A 5,162-nucleotide genomic window follows, 5' to 3' on the forward strand; every position below is an offset into this window, starting at 1 on the left:
GTTGGGGGTGGGGTTTTATGATTGTGGTAATCCTAACTAATTAAACAGACATAATATTACTTCCTGCGGTGCAGAACTTGAGAAATATGAGTTAGTAAAGCCGGATAGCTGAGATACACCTTACCTTTGCGCCGATTATGTAATACTTCCACCTCTCCCGCCGCCTCAACAGTATTTGGTGATATCCAACGAAAAGGATCTAAAACGGGAATCAGTTGTCCACGTTCCGCTTCAATAAAATGTAACCCCCGCAAAACAGCAATTAAGCAAGGATTAACAGGAGAATTTTGCTCTGCATTCACAAGATGTTGGCGAGCGCGTTCTGTCCAAGTAATATCACTTACCCGTTGGTCAGACACTAGAAAATAGACACAAAAACCAGACTGTGGCCGTTCCTGTTCTTGAACTGCAAACAGTGTCGCAAAAGTGTAAACCGGAATTACATCTCGCACCCGAACAGTTTCTACAGAATGCAAAAAATTAGTGTGATCTGCTGCGTGTAAAATTTCAAATGCAGCTTCACCTTTAGCGCGGTTTTGTAATCTTGTCGCTGGGAATACATCCCGCAGCATAGTATAAATATTTAAATCAGGAAAAGTTTGAAAAACATCTTCTAAAAATTCCTTCGGTGTTAAAGCCGAATTGTAATCTGCTGTGCGGTTAAACCTGCGACCACGATAAGCATGAGACAGCAAAATAATATGCTCACAGCCTTGGTTTTTTAGATAACGAATTTCTTCTTGTACTAAGCGTTGCTTTTTCAACTGTTCTGGAGAATCAACAATATCAGACTGGATTCTTTCCGCTTTGAGTTCATAACCAGAAACAGGATTAACTACAGCAGTAGCAGTATAACTTTGAGTTAGAAAAAGATAACCTTTTTCTTCTGGATTTAAGTCAACAGCCTCATTACAAGGACGAGTTGCATAGGAAATTAAACCAATTTTTGGTACTTCTGGAGGTACTGGTGTACTAATAGCCAAAGGAAAAGCACTTAATAAAGCATTAAAAATATTTCCTTTTATAAATTTAGTACTTTTATTCTGTTTAGCCAAATTGTCGAGAATAACTCCTTGCATTCTGATATTAGTATCTTCAGCTAATATCGCTTCTAAAGTTTGGGCTGCTGCATAGACGTAATTATCACCACTGGTTTCGTCAGTAGTTTTACCTTGCTCTTGGAGTCGTAGCATTAAGGTAGTAAAATCAGACTTCCTGCTTTGGTTTAATTTATCAATAATCCGCCATAAACAGCAGTAAACCAATACTGTAAAAGCAGCAACAGCCGCCGCATGATATTGTTTATTTTTTTCATCCCTTTTTTGTTTGTTACGATTTAAAAGTTCAGCGTCATAATCAATGATGACTGCTGCTGGTAAAGTCCATTCTCCAACATGACCAGCATTGGGAGATAATTCATACTTCCATTGTTTTTCTTCTTTATTAAAAGAGAAAGAGCGAGGAACCCAAATAATTTGCAGCAGTTTTTGTGTTAATAACCTTTGGGCTTGAATTGGATAGCTATCGCCTTTGGTTACTAAATCATGTTCAGAAATATCTGTAGTTACATGAACAGAAAATAAAAGCCCTGGTGTTTCAGGAGTATTGCAAATTTCAATGTGTTTAAACCATTCGACATTTTCACGGCTAGTTTGAGGAGAACTTTTAAGTAAATCCCTGACTCCAGATTCTGCACCTTCTAAACGTGACCATTCAATAATGCTCCGTTTGACACAAATAAATTGTTGAGAAGATTGCTTTTGCACCTGGGAAATAACTTTTTCACCTTTGGTTTTGAGTACATCAATTAAACTAGAAGCAATTGTTTGCATTGAAGACTCACGTTTTCGTAAATCCGCTATAACTTGTTGGATATCTGTCTTAGAAGATGTTTTCATCTCTGTGATGATTTTTTCAACAAAATTAGGTAAAGCTTCTGCACTTATTCCTTCTTCATCTTTAAGAGGAATAACAATTCTTAAAAAAATCAGTTCAGCTAGGCGACGACATACTCTCCAAGGGTTTTGGGCTACTGTTTTATCATCTGTTTTTAGTTCTTCTTCAATTTTGTCAAGTCGTGCTAAAAAAGCGGATTTCTGCTGCTCAGGATTATTACCATTAATCCGAAAGCGATAGCTAACCTCGCGGACTACCCCATAACTCGTTCCTTGCTGATTTCTGGTTTTTTCCTCGAAGATTTGAGTTTCCCATTCCGCCCAAACTGGGAGACAGTAATAGAAAGTTGCTTTATTCAAGTATTCTGATAAATCAAATTCAGCACCAACGCCAAAACCATCCGTTAAATCAACGCTGTAACCGACTTCTGTTGCAGATGTGAGTAAATTGCTGACACGATGGACATATTCTGCTAAAAGCTGGTGTTTGGGTTGACTATTCGTGGGACTATATTGAGCGATCGCCTCCATAATCCGCAGGGTAATTGTCTGTCTTACCCGTGCTAAGGCTTCATCATCTAAAAAGTTAAGAAATCGAGTTAATTGGCTATCTGTTCTATCTCGCTCTGCACGTAAGCTATCAATAGCTGCTTCAATATCATCTTCATCCCAATCTAGCTGATTCTGCACATAGTCCCTAACTGCACTACACATCCGTTCAAAGTAATCATCAGCATCAATTTGTTCACGAGCTAAAATTACCTTGGCGACAGACTTATTTTTGATATTAATCTTAGCCTCAGCATCAGGGAAAGCAATCGGCACAAGGTTAGCTGTTTGTGGTTTATGCTGAAAATAAGCCCCTGTATTTTTTGCTAGTTGCTGAAGTTGTTTAATCGGTTGATCTAGCAACAGTGTTGACAATGAATTTTCTTGGGGTAATGCAGCCTCAAGCTCTTGATCAATAGCTGCTATTAACTTATCTACAGCAGCAGATAGCCTAACTGTACTTTTTTCTGTTAAGTTACCACCAACCAGGGACTTAGTTCCAAATCCTGATAATTCCAAATCTTGAATAAACCCGCTACCTTCTTCGGGGTTAAAAGCTTCTTTGAAATCTGATAGTCGAAATAGCCTCCGTAAAACTGCTGAACTACAAAGCCGTAACTGTTGCTTTTGACTATCGAAATCAAACGCCTGCTTGTAGACAGGATCTAAGCTAGTTATATTTGTTCTATTTTCTTTAGTGGGAATAGATTTAGCTAGTAATTCTACCAGCGTTGCTAGGTCAATAGAAGGTTTAGGTGAGCTTGCCTGAATTTTGGCACTACCAATTTGATCTGACGACATATTTACTTTATCCTTTACACCAGCCTGTTGACTGCTTCACTTGCTTCAACGATCAAGTTGGCACAAATGGAACCTTTCCATTAAATAACTTAAGTATAAGTAATTTGTCAAGTTATGGCAGCCCCAGGTATAGTCAGCTACAAAAATATCTGTGTTAATTACAACAATTTTCAATAAATTAGACCACCATCTAGAGACATTGCATACAACACTCTCCGAGGGGTTAAATTCCTTTGTGTATTTCATTTACCTGAAAATAGCTGTAATTGTGTAGCTCATCAAGCTGGTAATTGCCATAAACTAAATTCATCAACGTTTTGTGACATTTTTACTTTGATCCCTACTGTGAAAGTTACCTATTGTCTAAAAATTTATCTGGAATTGTTGCACAATCAAATGTTGTATATATCATCAAGATAAAGCCTGTTGGAGGGCTACTTATGGAATACCGTCGCCCCCGGCATCATTTTCGAGGTAGCTGGATGGTAGCGATTATTGCCGCCATTACAGCTACACCAGCAATAGCAGAAACATCACATTTTGGTAAATTCAGTCTATCACCGGGTTTTGAACCAGCAGAAGGAACAGTTACTGGTCACACAGGTGGTTCTTACTCCCTGTCCGAGATTAGCAGACGCGATCGCCATAGAAATCCCTGCGTCGGTTTTGCTGACCCCCAACCAGATCACATTCTGACCTTGGAAGAAGACTTTGATCAGCTGAACATACAAGTCAACAGTGGCGAGTATGACACCACCTTACTCATCCAAGGCCCAGACGACAAAACAATTCACTGCGGCGATGACACTGGGACAAACAAAGATGCCAGCATTGAAGACAAAGACTTTAAAAGTGGTACTTATCGGATTTGGGTAGGTACTTTTAATCCTGGCTTGAGGCGTAACTATACTCTGACGGTGCAGCAGAAATAACTCCCCAATCGCCAGAAAACAAGAACGGGAAAAAGGGATAAAAATTTTGCTCCGAGTCCAATTCCCCCCTGCACCCTGCCCCCTGCACCTCTGCCTCTTCCTACTCCCCAACTTTCAGCGTTGACCCAGGAACGATATTATGAGATAGTAGCTCGTTTTGCTTTCCGAGGGTCCTATCTCGTGCTATCTAGACTACGTGCTGATTTTCGCATCATATTTGAACGTGACCCCGCTGCCCGTAACTGGTTAGAGGTCTTGTTTTGTTACCCAGGTTTGCAAGCCCTGCTATTCCATCGGCTGGCTCACTGGCTGCATCATCTTGGACTCCCATTTTTTCCCCGCTTGATTTCTCACACAGCTAGATTTTTGACGGGAATCGAAATCCATCCAGGCGCAACAATTGGGCAGGGTGTGTTTATTGACCACGGTATGGGCGTGGTAATTGGTGAAACGGCGATAGTGGGTGATTATACCCTGATTTATCAAGGTGTCACCCTTGGCGGAACTGGTAAACAAACCGGCAAGCGCCATCCCACAGTCGGGGAAAATGTCGTAGTTGGAGCCGGTGCAAAGGTGCTGGGCAATATTCAAATTGGCAATAATGTCCGCATTGGCGCTGGATCAGTTGTTCTCCGGGATGTGCCGACTGATTGCACAGTGGTAGGCGTACCCGGTCGAATTGTCTATCGTTCTGGTGCGCGAGTTGCTCCCCTAGAACACAACAACTTGCCAGATTCAGAAGCTGAAGTCATTCGTGCCTTAGTTGATCGAATTGAATCCTTGGAACAACAAATCCAAAATCTCCAAAACAATCAATCGTCTGGGAAAACTCATGTTTTGGCCGTTTCTGTAGTTTCTCCCGAAAGTGATTTGTTAAAAGATGCTCCCTTGTGTAGCCTCAGAGATAAAGCCATTCAGCAATTTCTCGATGGTGCAGGGATTTAAAGAGGCAGGGGCAGGGGGAGAAGAGGCAGCTGTCTCTTAT

3 protein-coding genes are annotated in these 5,162 nt (G+C 40.9%); 2 read left to right on the plus strand and 1 reads right to left on the minus strand.

Features of this window, described 5'->3' with window-relative positions:
- Positions 1–56: 56 nt before the first annotated feature.
- The gene (locus AACX33_RS04260; RefSeq protein ID WP_193998650.1) at positions 57–3,245 is read right to left on the minus strand and encodes a hypothetical protein; all 3,189 of its coding nucleotides are present in this window, start codon (positions 3,243–3,245) and stop codon (positions 57–59) included.
- A 440-nt stretch (positions 3,246–3,685) separates the two neighbouring features.
- Between AACX33_RS04260 and AACX33_RS04265 the strand changes: the two genes are divergently transcribed.
- On the plus strand, positions 3,686–4,177 hold the full coding sequence (locus AACX33_RS04265) for a hypothetical protein (protein WP_193998651.1): 492 nt from the start codon (positions 3,686–3,688) through the stop codon (positions 4,175–4,177).
- A 180-nt stretch (positions 4,178–4,357) separates the two neighbouring features.
- The gene (gene cysE / locus AACX33_RS04270) at positions 4,358–5,122 is read left to right on the plus strand and encodes a serine O-acetyltransferase (RefSeq protein WP_193998652.1); all 765 of its coding nucleotides are present in this window, start codon (positions 4,358–4,360) and stop codon (positions 5,120–5,122) included.
- The last annotated feature ends 40 nt before the right edge of the window (positions 5,123–5,162 follow it).

Source organism: Nodularia sp. LEGE 04288 (genome assembly GCF_963896525.1).
In the GTDB taxonomy this organism is placed as follows: domain Bacteria; phylum Cyanobacteriota; class Cyanobacteriia; order Cyanobacteriales; family Nostocaceae; genus Nodularia.